Genomic DNA, 19,529 nt, shown 5'->3' with positions numbered 1-19,529 from the left:
AGGCCCATTCCGCCCAAACCGCATATCGGTCTCCCGCCCGACGGGCGCGGCCCTATCCTCCGAGGATTCAACGGGGGTTGAGCCGCGCCCGTCGCAGGCACTGGGAGGCAAAGGTGCTGGATTCGAGGATCCGGGCGGACGGCCTGCGGTCGGCGATCAGGGCGGACGGCCTGCGGTCGAGGATCCGGGTGAGTCTGCGGACCCTGCCGCCGGCGGCCCGCGGCTACATCGCGGTGGTCCTGCTCGCCGCCTGCTCATGCGCCGTCCCCGCGTTCGACGGCCGGACGCCCTGGCTGACGGTCGCCGTCCTCGCCGTCCTGTACGCGGTCTGCGAGATCGGCCTTCCGCCCGCGGCACGCGGGACCCTGGCGGCCGCGGGCCGGAACCCCGGACGTGACGCGCCCGCCGGGATCGGCTCGTTCTACCCCGTGCTGCTCGCCGCGGCGCTGATGCTGCCGCCGTCCGCCGCCGCGCTGGTCGCCCTGCCGGGATCGCTGGCCGGCCGGGTCGGGCAGAGCCCGCGCTGGCTGCGGCGCTGCTGGCGCGCCGGCCAGCTCGGCGTCGCCACCTTCGCCGCCGGCCACGCACAGCGGCTGCTGGGCGGCGAACGCGCCCTGAACGGGCTCGACTTCCCGTATCTGCTGCTCCCGGCCGCGGCGGCCGCGCTCACCTTCTGCGTGGTGGCCACCACCCTCGTCGGCGGAGTGCTCGTCACCGCCGAGCGCTGCCCGCCGCGCGCCGCCTGGGGCACCCCGCTGCTGGGCTCGATCGCACCGCACCTGACCTACGGGATGGTCGGGCTGATGATGGCGGCGCTGTGGCGCGGCTCGTACGGGGCGTTCGCCGCCGTTCTGGTGCTGCTCCCCATGTACATCGCCTGCTGGGTCTTCGCCCAGGTCCACCGCGAGCACACCGCGCACCGGGCGACCGTCCGGGCCCTCGTCCAGGCCGTCGAGATCAAGGACCGCTACACGCGCGGCCACAGCGAACGCGTGGGCCGCGCCTCGGTGTTCATCGCCCGCGAGATCGGCATGGCCGAGGACCGGGTCGACGCGCTGCGCTTCGCCGGGATCCTGCACGACATCGGCAAGATCGGCGTCCCGACCCGGCTGCTGCGCAAGGACGGGCCGCTCACCCCCGAGGAGCGCCGGGTGATCGAACTGCACCCGGAGTACGGCCACGAGGTGGTGCGCGGCATCGCGTTCCTCGGCGAGGCCCGCGCCGCGATCCTGCACCACCACGAACGGATCGACGGCAGCGGCTACCCCTTCGGGCTGACCGGCGACCAGATCCCCGAGTTCGCCCGCGTCGTCGCCGTCGCCGACGCCTTCGACGCCATGACCTCCACCCGCAGTTACCGCCGGGCCAGGGGCGTCGGCGAGGCGCTGGCCGAACTCCGCCGCTGCGCCGGGACCCAGTTCGACCCGGCCATGGTCACCGGCCTCATCAGCGCCCTCGACCGGCACGTCTGGACCCCCACCGCGACGGCCGACGTACCCGACCTGCCCACGCCGGGCGCCGCCGGGCCCGCCCTCCCGCTGCCGCGCTCCGCCGGCGCCACCGCCACGGCCGCCGCGCCGGACCACCGGCCATGACGTCCCCCCGTGACGATCCCGCGGCCGGGCCACCCCGATGGCCCCCCGGCCGCCGGCCCCGGCACGGACGGCACGGCCGGGGCGCGTCCCGCGCCGGAGCCCGGCCGCGGACGCCGCTCGTCGTGGGGGCGGCCTACGCGGCGACCGCGCTGCTCACCGTCGTGGCGATCGGCTGGACGGCGTGGGCCGGTGTCGCCGAGCCCGCGACGGCCGCCGCCTTCGGCGCGCTGATCGCGGTGGGGGAGGCCGCCCGGATCCCGCTGCCCGGCGACCGCGAGGCGGCGCCGCTGGCCACCGCGGGGGCGCTGGCGTACGCGCTGCTCGGCGAGGCGGACGGCGCCCCGACCTCGCACGGGGTCCTCCAGGTCGTCGCGGTGGTCGTGGTGGCCGCCGCACTCGGCCGGCTGGCCAACGCGCTGCCCGGCCCCCGCACCACCCGTGCGGTCACCGGCATCCAGGACACCGCGGACGCACGCTCCCTGGACAACGCCGCCCGCCGCGTCCTCGCCGTGGCCTTCGCCGCCACCTGTTTCCAGCCGCTCTACAACTCCGGCCTGCTGCAGCGCTTCTTCGACCCGGGCCCGCTCTACGCGCTGTTCCTGTTCGCGCTGCTCGCGCTCACCGCCCTGTGCGACGCCGTGCTGGCCGCGACGCTCGCCGCCGCCAGGACCGGCCACCCCTTCGCGCCGGTACTGCGCGACGAGCTGCGGGCCCTGCCCACCATCGGCTCCGCCGTCTGCGCCGGCGGTGTCGTGATGGCCCTGGCGGTGGGCGTCGCCGGGCTCTGGGCGCTGCCCGTCTTCAGCCTCCCGCTGCTGCTCACCCAGGTCTCGTTCCGCCGCCATGCCGCGATCCGGGCCACCTACCGGCAGACGATCGCCTCCCTCGCCCGCGCCACCGAGGTCGCCGGCTACACGCCCACGGGCCATGCCCGCCGGGTCACCGCCCTCAGCCGGGAGGTCGGCCGGGAACTGGGGATGGCGCAGCGTGAGCTGCTGCTCCTGGAGTACGCCGCCCTGATGCACGACATCGGCCAGCTCTCCCTCGTCGACCCCGTCCCCGGCGGTGCCACCGAGCCGCTGGAGCCCGAGGAGCGGCGCCGTATCGCGCTGCTGGGCGGTGTCGTGGTCCGCCAGACCGGCGTTCCGGCCGAGGTCGCGGTGATCGTCGAGCGCCAGGCCGACCCCTACCGCGAACAGCCCCTTGCCGGCCGGATCGTCCGCGCCGTCAACGCGTACGAGGACCTGACCGGCGGGACGGCGGCCCTGGACCGCCGTCTGGCGGCCGTGGAGCGGCTGCGGCTGTCCACCGCCCGGGACTACGATCCGGGCGTCGTGGAGGCGCTGACCCGGGTTCTCGCCCGTGGCGGGACGGCCCGGGCCGCCGGCGGGGAACCGGACGGTAATGAGCGGCGCCCGCGACCGGCATGGTTGGATGCGGCTGGGGATGGCAAGGAGGAGTGGTGAGGACCGGAATCCGGGCTGAGACTCCGGCCGATATGTGGAAGGTTGTCACTGAGCGGGGGAAGAACCTGCGGGGGGACGGGAGCGTCGTCATGCTGGAGACCGTGGAGCAGGAAATCCCGGTACTCACCGAGATGCCGGGAATCGTCACCGGGCTGAAGGTGTCCGAGGGGGACGTGGTGCGGAAAGGCGACGTCCCGGCCGTGATCGGCTGAGCAGGCAGGCGGGAATCGTGAGGATCTTCGGCAGAGTGCGGCACCGGCCCTCCCCTACGTGGCGGCAGGCCACCGACCGCGCCTTCTCGCTCATCGGCGACGGGCGCTACGAGGACGCGGGCGCGCTGCTGACGCGCGCCGCCGACATGGAACCGTGGCTCTCCGAGTCCTGGTACAACCTCGCGCTGCTGCACAAGTTCCGCCACGACTGGGAGCAGGCCCGCACCGCGGGGCTGCGCGCCGTGGCCCTGCTGGACCGCGACTCCGGCGCCCCGGACTGGTGGAACCTCGGCATCGCCGCCACCGCCCTGCAGGACTGGCCGCTGGCCCGCCGCTCCTGGCAGGCGTACGGGCTGCGGCTGCCGTCCGGCTCCGCCGAGAGCGCCTCCGAGGAAGCGGTCCGGCTGGCGCTGGGCAGTGCCGCGGTGCGGCTGTCGCCGGAGGGCGAGGCCGAGGTCGTCTGGGGCCGCCGGCTGGATCCGGCCAGGATCGAGGTGCTGAGCATCCCGCTGCCGTCCTCGGGCCGCCGCTGGGGCGAGGTCGTGCTGCACGACGGCGTCCCGCACGGCGAGCGCGCCACCGCGGAGGGCTCCGCGAAGTCCGTGTACCCGGTCTTCGACGAGATCGAGCTGTGGGCGCCCTCACCGGTGCCCACCTGGCTGGTCCTGCTGGAGGCCGCCACCGCGGCCGACCGGGACGCCCTGGAGCGGCTGGCCGCCGACGCCGGCTTCGCCGCCGAGGACTGGTCGTCCTCCGTACGGCTGCTCTGCCGCACCTGCTCGGAGAGCCGGATGCCCACCGACGACGGCTCCGCGACCTCCCGCGACCCCCATGACCACGGTGAACCCGGTCACCCCGGCCACCTCAGCCACCACAGCGCGGGCTCCCTCTGGGTCCCCGAACGCGAGTGCGGGATAGCGGCGCCCGCCGCCCTCGTACGAGGCCTTCTCGACAGCTGGATCGCGGACAGTCCAGACACCCGGGACTGGCGTGATCTGGAGGAGGTCTGCTGACCTTGCGCGGCCCCGTACGCTTGACGGGTCTATGACGGTATTGGGAAGGCGTACGGCGGAACATGTCGCAGCAGGAAACCGAGAAGCAGCAGGACCGGCACGCGCACGAGCACGATGAAGCGTCGGAGTTCTTCGACGACATCACGGACGCCGAGGCGCGCGAGCTGGCGTACCGCCAGCGCGGGACGGCCCGCCCGATCACCGTCGTGGGCAATCCGGTGCTCCACAAGGAGTGCCGCGACGTCACGGAGTTCGACGACGCGCTCGCCGCCCTCGTGGACGACATGTTCGCGAGCCAGAAGGCCGCCGAGGGTGTCGGCCTCGCCGCCAACCAGATCGGCGTCGACCTCAAGGTCTTCGTCTACGACTGCCCGGACGACGACGGCGTGCGCCACACCGGCGCCGTCTGCAACCCCGTCCTGGACGAGATCCCCGCCGACCGGCGCGTGCTCGACGACTCCAACGAGGGCTGCCTCTCGGTGCCCGGCGCCTACATGGAACTGGCCCGCCCGGACTACGCGATCGTCCGCGGCCAGGACCTCCAGGGCAACCCCATCGCCCTGGAGGGCACCGGCTACTTCGCCCGCTGCCTCCAGCACGAGACCGACCACCTGTACGGCTACCTGTACATCGACCGGCTCTCCAAGCGCGACCGCAAGGACGTCCTGCGCCAAATGGAAGAAGCCACCCCCAAGTTCGCCACGGTCCCGAACGACTGACCGTTCGCCGGCAGCACCACGCGTAAGGGCCCCGCTCCTGGAATCCGTTCCGGAGCAGGGCCCTTACGCGTTGCCGTGGTGTGCCGGAGCGCGGGCCTATGGTCTGGCGCCGATGGCCCCGCAGGCGGAGTCGAGCGCCTTGCCGTCCTCGTCGATGCGGGTTCCCAGTTCCAGGTCGAGCGCATGCTTGCCGTCGAGGGCGTCGACCATCTCCTGGTAGTCCTGCGCGTACTTCGTGATCGCGGTCCGCGTCTTCGCGTCATCGCTCTTCTCCGCGGCTACGGAGAACTGCTCGGTCATCGCGGAAATGTCCGCCCGGAACTTGGGCAGGTCGTTCCGATCGCCTTTGATGGCTGCGGGCGAATACGTCTTGAGCGTTGCCTGCACGGCCCTGCACCCGGGGTCCGACGCCTTGACGAGATGGGGCAGCAGATAGGCGATGGGCACGATCCACGCGATCGACAGCCCGATCCCGAACCAGGACATCACCTTCCCGGGCCCGCCGTTCCGCGCCCTCCGGAGCCCGACCACCCCGAGGATCAGACTCAGTACGGTCCCGCCGATGATCCCCAGTACGAGCGAGGCGACGGCGAACCCGTTACTGGTCGGCGGGGGAATCAACTCCGGTCCACGGTCCGGGAACGGGGTGAGATCCGCCGGTCTCCGCTGAGGGTGGACCGGCGGGGTGTAGTTGCTCACGAAGTATGCCTCTGGCTCGGTCCAACGTTCTGACCTGCGACGGCCGGCCAGGTTCGAAGACGACAGTCTGAGGCACCTGGCGGCTTCGCACCAGATGGTTTCGGATCACAGGTGAGGGCTGCCGCCGGAGCCCGGCTCCGGCGGCAGCCCTCACGTGGTGACTAGAAGTCGTCGTCGAAGCCGACCGTGCCCTCGACCGCCACCTGGTAGGCGGAGGCGCGGCGTTCGAAGAAGTTGGTCAGTTCCTGGACGCCCTGGAGCTCCATGAAGGAGAACGGGTTCTCCGAGCCGTAGACCGGCTTGATGCCGAGCCGGGCGAGGCGCTGGTCGGCGACGCACTGGAGGTACTCGCGCATCGACTCGGTGTTCATGCCGGGCAGGCCGTCACCGCAGAGGTCGCGGCCGAACTGGAGTTCCGCCTCGACGGCCTCGCGGATCATGTCGGTGATCTGCTGGTCGAGTTCCGCGTCGAAGAGGTCCGGCTCCTCCTCGCGGACGGTGTCGACGAACGCGAACGCCGCGTCCATGTGACCGGTCTCGTCGCGGAAGACCCAGTTGGTGCCGGTCGCCAGTCCGTGCAGCAGGCCCCGCGAGCGGAACCAGTAGACGTAGGCGAAGGCGCCGTAGAAGAACAGCCCCTCGATGCAGGCCGCGAAGCAGATCAGGTTGAGCAGGAAGCGGCGCCGGTCGGACTTGGACTCCAGGCGGTCGATCTTCTCGACGGAGTCCATCCACTTGAAGCAGAACTGCGCCTTCTCGCGGATCGACGGGATGCTCTCGACCGCGTCGAAGGCGGCCGCCCGGTCGTCCGGGTCGGGGAGGTACGTGTCGAGCAGCGTCAGATAGAACTGGACGTGCACGGCCTCCTCGAAGAGCTGGCGGGACAGGTAGAGCCGGGCCTCGGGCGAGTTGATGTGCTTGTAGAGCGTGAGCACGAGGTTGTTGGAGACGATCGAGTCACCGGTCGCGAAGAACGCGACCAGGCGGCCGATCATGTGCTGCTCGCCGGGGGAGAGCTTGGCGAGGTCGGCGACGTCGGAGTGGAGGTCGACCTCCTCGACGGACCAGGTGTTCTTGATCGCGTTGTGGTAGCGCTCGTAGAACTCCGGGTAGCGCATCGGACGCAGGGTCAGCTCGAAGCCGGGGTCGAGGAGGTGCTTCTCGTGCGCCGTCGTGTTGGTGGTGTTGGGGGAAGAGGTGCCGGCGCGCAGCGCCGTCGGTGAGGGGTGGAGGTCGGGCGACGGGTTGGGCATTACTGGCAGGCCTCGCAGGACTCGGGGTTTTCCAGGGAGCAGGCGACGGCGTCGTCGTCGGTCGTCTGCTGGACGGGGATGGGCGCGGGCACGGCGGCCGCCGGCGCTGCCGCGGCGGCGCGGGCGATCCGGGTGGCCGGCCGGGACCGCAGGTAGTACGTGGTCTTCAGACCCTGCTTCCAGGCGTACGCGTACATCGAGCTGAGCTTGCCGATGGTCGGCGAGGCCATGAAGAGGTTCAGCGACTGGCTCTGGTCGAGGTACGGGGTGCGCGCCGCGGCCATGTCAATCAGGGCGCGCTGCGGCAGCTCCCAGGCGGTGCGGTACAGGGCGCGCACCTCGGCCGGGATCCAGGTGAAGCCCTCGACGGAGCCGTTGGACTCGCGCAGCGCCTCGCGGGACTGGGCGTCCCAGACGCCGAGCTCCTTGAGCTCGTTCACCAGGTAGGAGTTGACCTGGAGGAACTCACCCGACAGCGTCTCGCGCTTGAAGAGGTTGGAGACCTGCGGCTCGATGCACTCGTAGACACCGGCGATCGAGGCGATCGTCGCGGTCGGCGCGATGGCCAGCAGCAGGGAGTTGCGCATGCCGGTCTTCGCGATCCGGGCGCGCAGCGCGTTCCAGCGCTCCGGCCAGAGCGACTCGGCGGTGTCGTAGTGGTCGGGGTGCAGCACGCCCTGGGCGGTACGGGTCTGCTCCCAGCCGGGGTGCGGGCCGTGCCGCTCGGCGAGGGTGGCGGACGCCTCGTACGCGGCGAGCATGATCCGCTCGGAGATGCGGGTGGACAGCGTCCGCGCCTCGGCGGAGTCGAACGGCAGCCGCAGCTGGAAGAAGACGTCCTGCAGGCCCATCAGGCCCAGGCCCACCGGCCGCCAGCGGGAGTTCGACGCGCCGGCCTGGTCGGTCGGGTAGAAGTTGATGTCCACCACGCGGTCGAGGAAGGTGACGGCGGTGCGGACCGTCGCGTCGAGCTTCTGCCAGTCCATCTCGCCGTCGGTGCCCAGGTGGGCGGAGAGGTTGACCGAGCCGAGGTTGCAGACGGCGGTCTCGCCGTCGTCGGAGACCTCCAGGATCTCGGTGCACAGGTTCGAGGAGTGGACGACGTTGCCGGGCAGCGCCGTCTGGTTGGCGGTGCGGTTGGCGGAGTCCTTGAAGTTCAGCCAGCCGTTGCCGGTCTGCGCGAGGGTGCGCATCATCCGGGCGTAGAGCTGGCGGGCCGGGATGGTCTTGATGGCCAGACCGGCGGACTCGGCCTTGTGGTAGGCGGCGTCGAAGTCGCCGCCCCACAGGTCGACGAGCTCGGGTACGTCGGCGGGGGAGAACAGCGACCAGTCGGTGTCGGAGTCCACCCGGCGCATGAACTCGTCGGGGATCCAGTGCGCGAGGTTGAGGTTGTGCGTACGCCTGGCCTCCTCGCCGGTGTTGTCGCGCAGCTCCAGGAACTCCTCGATGTCGGCGTGCCACGTCTCCAGGTAGACGGCGGCGGCGCCCTTGCGCCGGCCGCCCTGGTTGACGGCGGCGACGGACGCGTCGAGGGTGCGCAGGAACGGGACGATGCCGTTGGAGTGCCCGTTGGTGCCGCGGATCAGCGAGCCGCGCGAGCGGATCCGGCTGAACGGGATGCCGATGCCGCCGGCGTGCTTCGACAGCCGGGCGACCTGGTGGTAGCGGTCGTAGATCGAGTCCAGCTCGTCGAGCGGGGAGTCCAGCAGGTAGCACGACGACATCTGCGGGTGCCGGGTACCGGAGTTGAAGAGCGTGGGGGAGCTGGGGAGGTAGGAGAGCGTGCTGGTCAGCGCGTAGAGCTCGCCGACCTCGACGAGGGCGCGCACCGAGTGGTCCTCGGCCAGGCCGCAGGCGACGCGCAGCAGGAAGTGCTGCGGGGTCTCGATGACCTGGCGGGTGATCGGGTGCCGCAGCAGATAGCGGCTGTGCAGGGTGCGCAGCCCGAAGTACTCGAGGCGGTCGTCGGCGGTGTCGTCGATCATCGCGTCCAGGCGGGCGGCGTGCAGCAGGACGAACTCGGCGGTGGCGTCGGCGATCAGGCCTTCGCGGTGCCCGACGGCGATGGAGGCGGAGAAGGAGACGGCGCCCTGCCCCGCCGCCTCGTCGGCGACCGCGCGGGCCAGCAGCCGGGCCGCGAGCCGGCTGTACTGCGGGTCCTCGGAGATCAGTCCGGCGGCGGCCTCGGTGGCCAGCGCCCGCAGTTCGGCCTCGTCCGATCCGGCGTTGCGGCCGCGGAGGGCGGCAGCGGCGACCCGGCCGGGGTCGGTGTCGGGGAGGTCGACGGTCAGTTCCGTCAGGGTGTGCAGCAGGATGGTTCCTGCTGAGGCGGGGGCTGCGGGCGCGATGGTCACGTTGGTGCTCTCTCCCTCGAACGCGGCGACGGCGTCGCGAGGGGGGAGGAGCAGGCGCGTTCGGGCACACCGCATCAGGGCAGGGGTGTGCCATATCGCGTCCGCCGACCCAACCCGCGAGGCCCGGACAACACTGCACCCGGAAGGCAGGACCGGGTGCGCCGTCGGCAGGTGGCCGGACTGTGCGGGCGTGCGCAGGCACGACCGCTCACCGTTGCGGGGCAGTGCCGGATTCTCACCGGCTTCCCCTGCGTGGACAGCGGTCCTGAGCATACATCTAGTGGCGCCTCGCAGCGCTAACCCCAGATGTTGTGTCTGGTGTGTTGCGCCGTGGACGGTATGCGTTACAACGGGAGGGCGTACGTGAACAGGTGGACGCCCGGAACGGGCGACCAGTCGCGGTCCGGCGTGCGCCGGAATCCGAGCCGTTCGTAGATCCGGTGGGCGCCCGTCATCGACTGCTGGGTGGACATCACCAGTTGTCGGACGCCGAGGGCGCGGGCCCGTTCCACACACGCCAGGACGAGTGCCTCGCCGGTGCCGCGGCCGCGCGCGGACGGGTCGACGGCGAGCATCCGGAACTCCGCCTCGCCGTCCCGGGCTATGTCGCCCCAGGGGCTGCCGGGAGGGGCGAACGTCACGCAGCCGAGCAGCGTGTCGTCCGCCGCGTCGACGGCGACGAGCACCTCCGCGGACACCGCGCGGGCGCGGGCGTCGCGCAGCTTCGGGGCGTACTGGCCGTCCGGCTGGGTGTGGCCGTCGGCGATGAAGGCGTCGGCGGTGATGCGGCCTGCCGCATCGAGCTCGTCCGCTCGCGCGGGGCGGATGATGATGTCCATCCCCGCAGTCTGCCGCATGGCCGGCGCCGGCCCGCCGGGAGTACGGGAGAGTCCATCGGGTGCCTTCAGACGACCGGGCTGAAGGCGCCGCGGGTCGCCTCCGCCGGCACTCGGGTGGAGGAGGACTGCTCCTCACGACGCCGCTCCGCGGCCCTCGCGGCACGGATCTGGCGGGAGATGCGGAGCTCGATGCCGAAGCCGATCAGGGCGGGCAGGGCGATGAGGAGGATCAGGGCGCTGGCGGCCAGGAGGCCGAGGAATGTGTTCATGCATCTATTTTCGCGGGGGGTGCCCCGCCACGGCAGTGGCAGGACTGACGCCCTACCGCTAATTACTGCCAAGTGCGATGCTGGGCCCATGCTGGAAAACGTGGCAGTGGTTCTGATGGACGGCGGACACGCCTTCGAACTGGGCGTCGTCTGCGAGGTCTTCGGCATCGACCGCAGTGAGCAGGGGCTGCCCGTCTACGACTTCGCCGTCGTCGGCATCGGGAAGCGGCCGGTCCAGCTGCACAACGGCATGGACGTCTCGACGCCGTACGGGATCGACCGGCTGGAGGAGGCGGACCTCATCGCCGTCCCGGCCGGATGCGACTATCCCGAGCGGGCGGACTACCCGCCGGAGCTGCTGCGTGCGCTGCGCGGCGCCGTGGAGCGGGGCGGCCGGGTGCTCAGCGTGTGCTCGGGGGCGTTCGTGCTGGGCGCGGCCGGGCTGCTGGACGGCCGGAGCTGCACCACGCACTGGCGGCACACGGACGCGCTGGCGCGCCGCTTCCCGCTCGCCCGGATCGAGCCGGACGTGCTGTACGTGGACGACGACCCGGTGATCACGTCCGCCGGTACGGCCGCGGGCATCGACGCCTGTCTGCACCTGGTCCGCAAGGAGCAGGGCGGCGCGGTGGCCTCCGGCATCGCCCGGCGCATGGTGGTGCCGCCGCACCGGGAGGGCGGGCAGGCGCAGTACGTGGACCGGCCGCTGCCGCGCGGCCGGTGCGACACCGTGGGCGCGGTGCTCAGCTGGATGGAGCGCCATCTGGACCGTGAGGTGACCGTCGAGGAACTGGCCGCCCGCGCCCATATGTCGCCGCGCACCTTCGCCCGCCGCTTCCACCAGGAGACCGGCACCACCCCGTACCGCTGGCTGCTGGGCCAGCGGGTGCTGCTGGCGCGCGAGTTGCTGGAGGGGACGGACGAGACGATGGACGCGATCGCCGCCCGCGCGGGCTTCGGCAGCTCGGCGACCCTGCGCCATCACTTCGCCCAGTGGGTGGGCACCACCCCGCAGGCCTACCGCCGGACGTTCAGGGACCCGGTGCCCGCGCGGAGCGCGTGACACCGGGTCCCGGGGAACCGCGGAGGAACCGGCGGCTCAGGAGAAATCAGTTGAGAACCGCCGGCTCAGGATCCAGCGGCAGCTCCTTCTTGACGCCCGGCTCACCGGAGTCGGCCGTGTAGTCGGAGGGCGAGGTCTCGTCGACGCCCTCGGGCGCCTTGAGCGCCTTGAGGACGAAGGTCAGCACGACCGCCACCACTATGTTGATCACGAAGGCCGTGAGGCCGATGTAGCCCTTCTCGCCGATGTACGGGATCAGGTCCGCGTTCCCGGCGAAGTGGTTCTGCGCCGGGGTGTGCTGCTCGTACGCCTTCCAGGTGCCGTAGAACATGCCCGCGGCCCAGCCGGCCAGCAGCGCCCAGCGGTGGAACCACCGGGTGAACAGACCGCCGACGATGGCTGGGACGGTCTGCAGGATCCAGATGCCGCCCAGCAGCTGGAAGTTGATTGCGACGGTCTTGTCCATGGTGAGGACGAAGATCAGCGCGCCGACCTTCACCAGCAGCGACACCAGCTTGGAGACCTTGGTCTCCTGCGCGGGGGTCGCGTCGGGCTTGATGAAGTCCTTGTAGATGTTGCGGGTGAACAGGTTCGCCGCGGCGATCGACATGATGGCGGCGGGCACCAGCGCGCCGATGCCGATCGCGGCGAACGCCACCCCCGCGAACCAGTCGGGGAACATGTTCTCGAACAGCTGCGGGATCGCCGTCTGCGGGTTGTAGCCCTTCACTCCGACACCAACGCCGGCCGCCAGCGCCATGAAGCCGAGCATGGCCAGCAGGCCCAGCATCAGCGAGTACAGCGGCAGGATGGTGGTGTTGCGGCGGATGACGTTGCGGCTCTTGCCGGACAGCACCGCGGTCACCGAGTGCGGGTACAGGAACAGCGCCATGGCCGAGCCGAGCGCCAGGGTCGCGTACGCCCACTGCGCCTGTGGCCCGGAGACCAGCGAGCCCCTGGGCTTACCCGTCGCCGGGTTGACGGTGGCGTAGGCCTTGCCCGCCTTGTCGAAGATGCCGTCGAAGCCGCCCAGCTTGTACGGGATGTAGATGATCGCCACCGCGATGACGATGTAGATCAGCGCGTCCTTGACGAACGCGATCATCGCGGGCGCGCGCAGCCCCGAGGAGTACGTGTACGCCGCGAGCACCCCGAACGCGATCAGCAGCGGCAGGTCCTTCATGAACCAGCTGGAGTTCTCGCCGCCGCCGACGCCCATCACGTCCAGGACCGCCTGGATCCCGACGAGTTGCAGCGCGATGTACGGCATCGTGGCGAGGATGCCGGTGACGGCCATCGCCAGCGACAGGCCCTTGGAGCCGAAGCGGCCGCGGATGAAGTCCGAGGACGTGACGTAGCCGTGCTTGTGGGAGATCGACCAGAGCCGCGGCAGGAAGAGGAAGACCAGCGGGTACGTGATGATCGTGTACGGCACCGCGAAGAAGCCGGCCGCGCCCGCCGCGTAGATCGCCGCCGGGACGGCGACGAAGGTGTACGCCGTGTAGAGGTCGCCGCCGAGCAGGAACCAGGTGATCCAGGTCCCGAAGCTCCGGCCGCCCAGACCCCATTCGTCCAGGCTCAGCGCGTTGTCGGCGCGCCGCCAGCGGGCCGCCAGGAAGCCCAGGACGGTGACCGCCACGAAGAAGAAGATGAAGACGCCGAGCGCCACACCGTTGACACCACCGGTCATGACGCGGCCCCCTTGCGTGCGCGTTCCTCACGGCGGACCAGGAGGTAGGCGATCGTGGTCAGTCCGGCCGAGATGAACACCCAGACCATCTGGTACCAGTAGAAGAACGGGATGCCGATGAACTCCGGCGTCAGCCGCGAGTAGGAGCTGACCCACAGCATCGCGACCAACGGGATGACCAGGCATACACCGGCCACCACACGCGAAGGTGTGACGACCGGTGTGCGGTTGGGCGTAGGTGATGTTTCCGGTGGTGCTGACATCTTCTCGGCTCCGTCCCCTAGAGCGAATCTCCTGCGTAATGCGCAGGAAATCTAGGGCAGCATTCCGCCACACGTCACTAGCGGTCCGCATATCGGTACGGACTCGATCCCGGACGAGAGGGGAATCGGGTGGATCGGAGCCGGTTCGGCCGGAATTCGGCCGCGGTCGGTCGGTGGTCAGTCGGTGGGGCGGCTCAGCCTGGCGACGAACTTGTACCGGTCGCCGCGGTAGACGGAACGCACCCATTCGACCGGTTCACCCGTGGTGTCGATGGAGTGCCGGGACAGCATCAGCATCGGCAGGCCGACGTCCGTGCCGAGCAGGCCGGCCTCGCGGGGAGTGGCCAGCGAGGTCTCGATGGTCTCCTCGGCCTCGGCCAGCCGTACGTCGTAGACCTCCGCCAGCGCCGTGTACAGGGAGGTGTACTTGGCGAGGCTGCGGCGCAGCGCGGGAAAGCGCTTCGCCGACAGATGGGTGATCTCGATGGCCATCGGCTCGCTGTTGGCGAGCCGCAGCCGCTCGATGCGCAGCACCCGGCCGCCGGTCTTCATGTCGAGGAGGCCGGCGAGCCGGTCGTCCGCGGTGATGTAGCCGATGTCCAGGAGCTGTGACGTGGGCTCCAGGCCCTGGGCGCGCATGTCCTCCGTGTACGAGGTGAGTTGCAGTGCCTGGGAGACCTTCGGCTTGGCGACGAAGGTGCCCTTGCCCTGGATGCGTTCGAGGCGCCCCTCGACCACCAGTTCCTGCAGGGCCTGCCGCACGGTGGTGCGGGAGGTGTCGAACTCCGCCGCGAGCGTGCGCTCCGGCGGGACCGGTGTGCCGGGCGGCATCGTCTGCGTGATGTCCAGCAGATGTCGCTTGAGGCGGTAGTACTTGGGCACACGCGCGGTGCGCCCGGCGGCGCCCGCCGTCTCCGGCACGTCCGATGCCGGCGTGCCGCCGCCCCCGTCGCTGTCCATGACGTCTACTCCCGACTGCTGTCGTGCTGCCGTCACCGGCTCCTCCGTCTATCGCGGCTCACATGGTGGCACGGGCTGCTGTGGTCCAGGGAGGCGATGGCAGGTGACGTCCCCCTCAGGTGTCGGTCCGATAACAGACCTAACAGCGCTTCTTATACACCCTTGACACCCCTAAAGGTCTAGGCCAAGCTGCGCTCACTGGTCTAAACCATTAAAGACCAATCCCAGACCCACAAGCAGGACGCGGCATTTGCCGTGTCTCGCGGCAGCCGACTTTTCGGGCGGTGGGGGGTGGTTTCGGGCATCCTGAGGAGGGTGGCATGAAGCGCAAGCTCATCGCGGCAATCGGTGTCGCGACCATGATCGCGGGCGTCGCAGCGTGTGGCAGCGACAAGAAGGACGACACGGCCGCGAAGCCGGCGGACCGCAAGGACACCGTGACCGTCTGGCTCATGAGTGACGCCCAGAGCACCTGGCCGGAGCTGGTCAAGAGTGTCAATGACGAGTTCAAGGCGAAGTACCCGAACGTCACCGTGAAGGTGCAGTACCAGCAGTGGAGCGACAAGGTCCAGAAGCTGGACGCCGCGCTCTCCGGCTCCAGCGCTCCGGATGTCGTCGAGCTCGGCAACACCGAGACCATGACCTACATCCTCAACGGTGCCCTCGCCGAGGTCGACAAGACCAAGTTCGAGAATTCGGCCACCTGGATCAAGGGCCTCGAGGACACCTGCTCGTACCAGGGCAAGCTCTACTGCGTGCCGTACTACGCCGGTGCCCGTGTGGCGATCTACAACGCCGATGTCTTCAAGGCCGCGACCGGCTCCGCCGACATGCCGAAGACCGAGACCGACCTGACCGCCGCGCTGGACAAGATCGCGGCCGCGAAGGGCGCCGACAAGGCGTACTCGCCGCTCTACCTGCCGGGCGAGTACTGGTACGCGGCCATGTCCTACGTCAAGGCGTACGGCGGCCAGATCGCCAAGTACGACGGCGGCAAGTGGACCGGCACCCTGTCCTCCCCGGAGGCCCAGGAAGGTCTGAAGCACTTCATCGAGCTGGTCAACAAGTACAACCACGGTGACAAGACCAAGGACGAGGCGGACCACGCCGCGGTCATGGCCCAGGAGAAGACCGCGCTGATCTACGGCAACGGCTGGGAGTCCGGCAGCGTCGTCGACACCAAGGCGCCCGGCAACCCGAAGCTGAAGGACGCCATCAAGACGGCCGGTATGCCCGGCCCGAACGGCAAGGCGCTGCCGTCCTTCATCGGTGGCTCGGACCTCGCCGTCGTCGGCAAGTCCAAGGTCCAGGACCTCGCCAAGGAGTGGATCGCCAGCTTCACCAGCGAGAAGTCCGAGGCCGTGCTGGCCAGCAAGAAGATCCTCCCGAACAACACCAAGCAGCTCGAGCCGCTGAAGTCGGACCCGGCCACCGCGCCGATCGCCAACGCGGTGCCGGACGCCTGGTTCACCCCGATCGCTCCGGGCTGGGCCACGATCGAGAAGCAGAACATCCTCAAGAACATGCTGCTCGACATCATCAAGGGCAAGTCCATCGCCGACGCCACCAAGGCGGCCGACGACAAGATCAACTCGCTGATCAACAACGCCTCCTGATCCCAGCTCCGCCCGTGGGGGGCGGGGAAACAGGCGCTGAGCGCGCGGACGGTCCACGGATGTGGGCCGTCCGCCTCCGCACCCGGCATGGACGACGAAGAAAGGTCAGCGAGATGAGTGCCGCCGACACGCATGCCACCGAGCCGCTGGAGCGGGGCCTCGTGGAGAGCCCGCCGCCGGCTCAGGACCGGCCCGCATCCGGGCGGGGGGCCCGCCGCCGGCCGGCCACCCGGCAGAACAGAACCCTGCCGTACTTGCTGATCACTCCGGCCCTGGTGGTCATGGCGGGCGTGCTCGGCTGGCCGCTGATCGACACCGTCGTGCTGTCCTTCCAGGACATGAGACGCAACAACCTGTGGGGCGGTACGACACCCCCGTGGGTCGGTCTCGACCAGTACACGACGATCCTCGGCGACTCCGAGTTCTGGCACGTGTTCATCCGCACGGTCGTCTTCGTCGTCGTCTGTGTCTTCTTCACCATGCTGCTCGGGCTGCTCATAGCGATGCTGCTGCAGCGGGTGTCGCCCTGGCTCCGGGTGATGATCACCAGCGCGATGGTCGCCGTCTGGGCGATGCCGCTGCTGGTCTCCACCTCGGTCTTCAAGTTCATGTTCGACTCGGACTACGGGCTGGTCAACGAGCTGCTCAGCAAGCTCCCCGGGGTCGACTACGCCGGGCACAACTGGTTCCTCAACCCCACCTCGGGGCTGGCGATCATCGCCGCCCTGGTGGTCTGGGCGGCCATCCCGTTCATCGCCATCAGCCTGCACTCGGCGCTCACCCAGGTGCCCAAGGAGCTGGAGGAGGCGGCCAGGATCGACGGCGCCAGCGGCTTCGGCATCTTCCGGTTCGTCACCTTCCCGGTGATCAAGCCGGTCTTCGTCATGACGACGACGCTGTCGATCATCTGGGACTTCGGTGTGCTCGGCCAGGTGCTGCTGATGCGCAACAACCACCCGGAGCCGGACTACCAGCTGCTGGGCCTCTACTCCTTCACCCAGGCGTTCACCAGTAACTCCTTCAGCACGGGTGCCGCGATCTCCATCATCACCGTGGTGATGCTGTCCGGCGTCTCCGTCTACTACCTGCGCCAGCTGATGAAGATCGGAGAGGTCGAGTGACTACCGCCGCCAAGGTCACCTACAAGAGCAAGAAGAAGAACCGCACCGGCTGGAACATCCTCGGCCTGCTCACCTTCGTGGTCATGGGCTTCCCGGTCTACTGGATGGTCATCACCGCACTGCGGCCCAGTACCGAGATCCTCAGCTACCACCAGAAGCTCTGGCCGAGCTCGATCACGTTCGACCAGTTCAACCGGGCGATGGACATGCCCAACTTCTGGGACAACGTGAAGAGCAGCGTGATCATCTCGCTGTTCAGCGTCGTCATCGCCATCGGCGTCGGACTGCTCGCCGCCTACGCACTGGGCCGCTTCCACTTCTGGGGCCGCCGCGGGCTGATGATCACGCTGCTGCTGATCCAGATGATCCCCGGCACGTCGATGCTGATCCCCATCTACATCCAGCTCAACGACATGGGCGGGCTGAACCAGTACTGGGGCGTCATCGTCGTGTACGCGGCGACCACGCTGCCCTTCTCGGTGTGGATGCTGCGCGGATTCATCGTCAACATCCCCAAGGAGCTGGAGGAGTCGGCCATGGTCGACGGCTGCAGCCAGATGGCCGCCTTCCGCCGCGTGGTCTTCCCGCTGCTCGCCCCCGGCCTGGTCGCCGCCTCGATCTACGCCCTGATGACGGCCTGGAACGAATACCTTTTCGCTTACGTCCTCCTCCAGGACAACGACAAGTACACCCTCAGCATTTGGCTGCTGAACTTCACCGGCCAGCGCGGTACCGACTTCGGCGCGCTGATGGCGGGCTCCATCCTGGTGGCCCTGCCCGTGGTGATCTTCTTCGTCATGGTCCAGCGCAAGGTCGCTTCCGGTCTGACCGCCGGGGCGGTGAAGGGATGACCGTCATTTCTACCGACTCCGCCCCCGACACTCTCACCCAGGACGCGCTCGCCGTCCTGCAGCCGGGATTCATCGGGACCACCGCGCCCGAGTGGCTGCTGCAACGGCTCGCCGAGGGTCTCGGTTCCGTGGCGCTGTTCGCCCGGAACATCGAATCGCCCGAGCAGCTGTCCGCGCTCACCGCGCAGTTGCGCGCGGTACGGGCGGACGTGCTGGTCGCGGCCGACGAGGAGGGCGGTGACGTCACCCGTCTCGAAGCGCGGACCGGCTCGTCCTTCCCCGGCAACCTCGCGCTCGGCGCGGTCGACGACGCGGACCTGACGCAGGAGGTGGCGGCGGAGCTCGGCCGCCGGCTCGGCACCTGCGGGGTCAACTTCAACTGGGCGCCGTCCGCGGACGTCAACTCCGACCCCGGCAACCCGGTGATCGGCGTACGGTCCTTCGGCTCCGACCCGCACCTGGTCGCGCGCAACACCGCCGCGTACATCACCGGTCTGCAGTCCGCCGGGGTGGCGGCCTGCACCAAGCACTTCCCCGGCCACGGCGACACGGCCGTCGACTCGCACCACTCGATGCCCAACATCGAGGTCGGTCTGCAGACCCTGCAGGACCGTGAACTGGTGCCGTTCCGGGCCGCCGTCGCCGCCGGGACCAAGGCCGTGATGAGCGCCCACATCCTGGTGCCGGCCCTCGACCCGGACCGGCCCGCCACGCTCAGCCCCAGCGCGCTCAACGGGCTGCTGCGCGCGCCCGCCGCGGCGGGCGGCCTCGGTTACGACGGACTCATCGTCACCGACGGCATCGAGATGCAGGCCATCGCGGCGACGTACGGCATCGAACGCGGCACCGTCATGGCGCTGCTGGCCGGTGCCGACGCCATCTGTGTCGGCGGGGGTCTCGCCGACGAGGAGACCGTGCTGCGGCTCCGCGACGCCATCGTGCGTGCGGTGCGCGACGGTGATCTGCCCGAGGAGCGGCTTGCCGACGCCGCGGCCCGGGTGCGGTCGCTCGCGGCATGGACGGCCGAGCGGTCGGGTGCGGCGGAGGGGACCGCACCCGACCCCGAGGTCGGCCTCATCGCGGCCCGCCGGGCCGTGCGCGTGACCCGTACGGAGGAGTACGTACCGATCGCGACCGCGCCGTACGTGGCCGCCTTCACCCCGGTCGCGAACATCGCGGTCGGCGCCGAGACGCCCTGGGGGGTCGCCGCGGAACTGGAGCGGCTGCTGCCCGGCACCGTGACCGGCACCTTCCGTGCGGCGGACGCCGAGGACGGCGGGGTGGACGCCCTCTGCGCGAAAGTGCTGCAGTCCGCGTCCGACCGTAGGATCGTCGCAGTGGTCCGCGACGTGCACCGCCACGCGTGGATGGCCGACGCTCTGGACGCCCTGCTCGCCGCCCGCCCGGACACGGTCGTGGTGGAGATGGGGGTGCCCCAGGCACCGCCGTCCGGCGCGCTGCACATCGCGACCCATGGCGCTGCCCGTGTGTGCGGGCGAGCAGCCGCGGAGGTCATCGCCGGCAAGGAAGCCGGGGTCTGACC

At 70.1% G+C, this 19,529-nt stretch carries 18 protein-coding genes and 1 riboswitch; of the genes, 10 read left to right on the top strand and 8 right to left on the bottom strand.

All coding sequences use genetic code 11. The annotated features are described in order from the left end of the window. Nucleotides 1-194 precede the first annotated feature (194 nt). The 5 genes from LNW73_RS10455 to def all read left to right on the top strand — a co-directional run bounded on the left by LNW73_RS10455 (nt 195) and on the right by def (nt 5,005). The gene (locus tag LNW73_RS10455; protein WP_250992871.1) at nt 195-1,595 is read left to right on the top strand and encodes an HD-GYP domain-containing protein; all 1,401 of its coding nucleotides are present in this window, start codon (nt 195-197) and stop codon (nt 1,593-1,595) included. Between the two features lie 122 nt (nt 1,596-1,717). Continuing rightward, nucleotides 1,718-3,061 (top strand): HD domain-containing protein, encoded by a 1,344-nt coding sequence (locus LNW73_RS10450; RefSeq protein ID WP_250989739.1) that lies wholly within the window; start codon nt 1,718-1,720, stop codon nt 3,059-3,061. An 89-nt stretch (nt 3,062-3,150) separates the two neighbouring features. Beyond that, nucleotides 3,151-3,273, top strand: a complete 123-nt coding sequence (locus LNW73_RS35935; RefSeq protein WP_269284347.1) for a biotin/lipoyl-binding protein — start codon at nt 3,151-3,153, stop codon at nt 3,271-3,273. A 17-nt stretch (nt 3,274-3,290) separates the two neighbouring features. Further along, nucleotides 3,291-4,286 carry a tetratricopeptide repeat protein gene (locus LNW73_RS10445; protein ID WP_138350925.1) on the top strand — a complete coding sequence of 332 codons (996 nt, stop codon included), beginning with the start codon at nt 3,291-3,293 and terminating at the stop codon, nt 4,284-4,286. Between the two features lie 62 nt (nt 4,287-4,348). Then, the gene (gene def, locus LNW73_RS10440) at nt 4,349-5,005 is read left to right on the top strand and encodes a peptide deformylase (protein ID WP_250989738.1); all 657 of its coding nucleotides are present in this window, start codon (nt 4,349-4,351) and stop codon (nt 5,003-5,005) included. Nucleotides 5,006-5,101: 96 nt separating this feature from the next. Here the strand turns inward: def and LNW73_RS10435 are convergent, their stop codons facing one another. The 5 genes from LNW73_RS10435 to LNW73_RS10415 all read right to left on the bottom strand — a co-directional run bounded on the left by LNW73_RS10435 (nt 5,102) and on the right by LNW73_RS10415 (nt 10,422). Beyond that, nucleotides 5,102-5,704, bottom strand: a complete 603-nt coding sequence (locus LNW73_RS10435) for a DUF4190 domain-containing protein (RefSeq protein ID WP_250989737.1) — start codon at nt 5,702-5,704, stop codon at nt 5,102-5,104. Between the two features lie 161 nt (nt 5,705-5,865). Next, the gene (locus tag LNW73_RS10430) at nt 5,866-6,822 is read right to left on the bottom strand and encodes a ribonucleotide-diphosphate reductase subunit beta (RefSeq protein ID WP_239070650.1); all 957 of its coding nucleotides are present in this window, start codon (nt 6,820-6,822) and stop codon (nt 5,866-5,868) included. 134 nt (nt 6,823-6,956) lie between these two features. After that, entirely contained in the window at nt 6,957-9,314 is a 2,358-nt protein-coding gene (locus LNW73_RS10425; RefSeq protein ID WP_250977634.1) for a ribonucleoside-diphosphate reductase subunit alpha, read from the bottom strand. Nucleotides 9,315-9,484: 170 nt separating this feature from the next. Continuing rightward, nucleotides 9,485-9,562, bottom strand: a riboswitch (cobalamin riboswitch). Nucleotides 9,563-9,658: 96 nt separating this feature from the next. Beyond that, nucleotides 9,659-10,153 carry a GNAT family N-acetyltransferase gene (locus LNW73_RS10420; protein WP_250977635.1) on the bottom strand — a complete coding sequence of 165 codons (495 nt, stop codon included), beginning with the start codon at nt 10,151-10,153 and terminating at the stop codon, nt 9,659-9,661. Nucleotides 10,154-10,218: 65 nt separating this feature from the next. Then, nucleotides 10,219-10,422, bottom strand: a complete 204-nt coding sequence (locus LNW73_RS10415) for a hypothetical protein (protein ID WP_250989736.1) — start codon at nt 10,420-10,422, stop codon at nt 10,219-10,221. Nucleotides 10,423-10,510: 88 nt separating this feature from the next. Between LNW73_RS10415 and LNW73_RS10410 the strand changes: the two genes are divergently transcribed. Then, the gene (locus LNW73_RS10410; protein ID WP_250989735.1) at nt 10,511-11,485 is read left to right on the top strand and encodes a helix-turn-helix domain-containing protein; all 975 of its coding nucleotides are present in this window, start codon (nt 10,511-10,513) and stop codon (nt 11,483-11,485) included. Nucleotides 11,486-11,531: 46 nt separating this feature from the next. On the opposite strand, the gene mctP is transcribed toward LNW73_RS10410, so the two are convergent. From mctP to LNW73_RS10395, 3 genes are all read right to left on the bottom strand, one after another. Then, nucleotides 11,532-13,175, bottom strand: a complete 1,644-nt coding sequence (gene mctP, locus LNW73_RS10405; RefSeq protein ID WP_250989734.1) for a monocarboxylate uptake permease MctP — start codon at nt 13,173-13,175, stop codon at nt 11,532-11,534. Continuing rightward, nucleotides 13,172-13,438 carry a DUF3311 domain-containing protein gene (locus LNW73_RS10400; protein ID WP_250989733.1) on the bottom strand — a complete coding sequence of 89 codons (267 nt, stop codon included), beginning with the start codon at nt 13,436-13,438 and terminating at the stop codon, nt 13,172-13,174. The genes mctP and LNW73_RS10400 overlap by 4 nt, the downstream gene beginning before the upstream one ends. Nucleotides 13,439-13,615: 177 nt before the next feature. Next, on the bottom strand, nt 13,616-14,398 hold the full coding sequence (locus LNW73_RS10395) for a GntR family transcriptional regulator (RefSeq protein ID WP_138351076.1): 783 nt from the start codon (nt 14,396-14,398) through the stop codon (nt 13,616-13,618). A gap of 320 nt (nt 14,399-14,718) precedes the next feature. Between LNW73_RS10395 and LNW73_RS10390 the strand changes: the two genes are divergently transcribed. The 4 genes from LNW73_RS10390 (at nt 14,719) to LNW73_RS10375 (ending at nt 19,527) form a co-directional block, all read left to right on the top strand. Further along, complete coding sequence (locus LNW73_RS10390; protein WP_250989732.1) at nt 14,719-16,014, top strand: extracellular solute-binding protein; 1,296 nt, start codon at nt 14,719-14,721, stop codon at nt 16,012-16,014. A gap of 113 nt (nt 16,015-16,127) precedes the next feature. Further along, nucleotides 16,128-17,135: a carbohydrate ABC transporter permease gene (locus LNW73_RS10385; RefSeq protein ID WP_250977641.1), complete on the top strand. Its 1,008-nt coding sequence runs from the start codon at nt 16,128-16,130 to the stop codon at nt 17,133-17,135. Next, entirely contained in the window at nt 17,132-17,986 is an 855-nt protein-coding gene (locus LNW73_RS10380; RefSeq protein WP_250977642.1) for a carbohydrate ABC transporter permease, read from the top strand. Before LNW73_RS10385 ends, LNW73_RS10380 begins: the two co-directional genes overlap by 4 nt. Further along, nucleotides 17,983-19,527 (top strand): glycoside hydrolase family 3 protein, encoded by a 1,545-nt coding sequence (locus LNW73_RS10375; RefSeq protein WP_250977643.1) that lies wholly within the window; start codon nt 17,983-17,985, stop codon nt 19,525-19,527. Before LNW73_RS10380 ends, LNW73_RS10375 begins: the two co-directional genes overlap by 4 nt. Nucleotides 19,528-19,529 lie beyond the last annotated feature (2 nt).

Source organism: Streptomyces sp. RKAG337, from assembly GCF_023701715.1.
GTDB lineage: Bacteria > Actinomycetota > Actinomycetes > Streptomycetales > Streptomycetaceae > Actinacidiphila.
This window is presented reverse-complemented; position numbering and strand designations above follow the sequence as displayed.

Bases quoted from the DNA above. Each gene is read 5' to 3' on its own strand.
- LNW73_RS35935 (WP_269284347.1), top strand. From the start codon at position 3,151: ATGCTGGAGACCGTGGAGCAGGAAATCCCGGTACTCACCGAGATGCCG.
- def (WP_250989738.1), top strand. From the start codon at position 4,349: ATGTCGCAGCAGGAAACCGAGAAGCAGCAGGACCGGCACGCGCACGAG.
- LNW73_RS10430 (WP_239070650.1), bottom strand. From the start codon at position 6,822: ATGCGCTACCCGGAGTTCTACGAGCGCTACCACAACGCGATCAAGAAC.
- LNW73_RS10420 (WP_250977635.1), bottom strand. From the start codon at position 10,153: ATGGACATCATCATCCGCCCCGCGCGAGCGGACGAGCTCGATGCGGCA.
- LNW73_RS10415 (WP_250989736.1), bottom strand. From the start codon at position 10,422: ATGAACACATTCCTCGGCCTCCTGGCCGCCAGCGCCCTGATCCTCCTC.
- LNW73_RS10410 (WP_250989735.1), top strand. From the start codon at position 10,511: ATGCTGGAAAACGTGGCAGTGGTTCTGATGGACGGCGGACACGCCTTC.
- mctP (WP_250989734.1), bottom strand. From the start codon at position 13,175: ATGACCGGTGGTGTCAACGGTGTGGCGCTCGGCGTCTTCATCTTCTTC.
- LNW73_RS10400 (WP_250989733.1), bottom strand. From the start codon at position 13,438: ATGTCAGCACCACCGGAAACATCACCTACGCCCAACCGCACACCGGTC.
- LNW73_RS10395 (WP_138351076.1), bottom strand. From the start codon at position 14,398: ATGGACAGCGACGGGGGCGGCGGCACGCCGGCATCGGACGTGCCGGAG.
- LNW73_RS10390 (WP_250989732.1), top strand. From the start codon at position 14,719: ATGAAGCGCAAGCTCATCGCGGCAATCGGTGTCGCGACCATGATCGCG.
- LNW73_RS10385 (WP_250977641.1), top strand. From the start codon at position 16,128: ATGAGTGCCGCCGACACGCATGCCACCGAGCCGCTGGAGCGGGGCCTC.
- LNW73_RS10375 (WP_250977643.1), top strand. From the start codon at position 17,983: ATGACCGTCATTTCTACCGACTCCGCCCCCGACACTCTCACCCAGGAC.